Here is a 318-nt window from a genome sequence, read left to right on the forward strand (position 1 = left end):
CGCCCGGCCGCGCATTTGATTAGACAACATGAATGAGCCGACATAGGATGCCATAATAAGCGTATTGATGCTAGGTGCGTCCCAGCCCTCTCCTAGCAGCGCCGTTGTGCCGATTAGGACGTGAATGCCGCCAGTTGTAAAAACAGCGGTGATAATGCTAACCATGTTGGCGCGTGTGTTGTCATCAACGGTAAGCAGTAAGTAATTCGGATCATGGGCCAACGGTTGCAGCTTGAGCTCCAATCCTACTTTTTCAGCCTCTTTTTCGGCTCGTTTCTTAGCTGAAGTGGGGATAATAACCGTCGAGCCAGTCAGGAC

1 protein-coding gene is annotated in these 318 nt (G+C 50.9%); it reads right to left on the reverse strand.

Annotated elements, in window-relative coordinates:
- Window positions 1–318, reverse strand: a 318-nt coding sequence (locus CHH91_RS18190; RefSeq protein ID WP_286160843.1) for a helicase-related protein, incomplete at both ends; no start/stop codon positions are given.

Source organism: Virgibacillus sp. 7505 (assembly GCF_002272135.1).
In the GTDB taxonomy this organism is placed as follows: Bacteria; Bacillota; Bacilli; order Bacillales; family Amphibacillaceae; genus Terribacillus.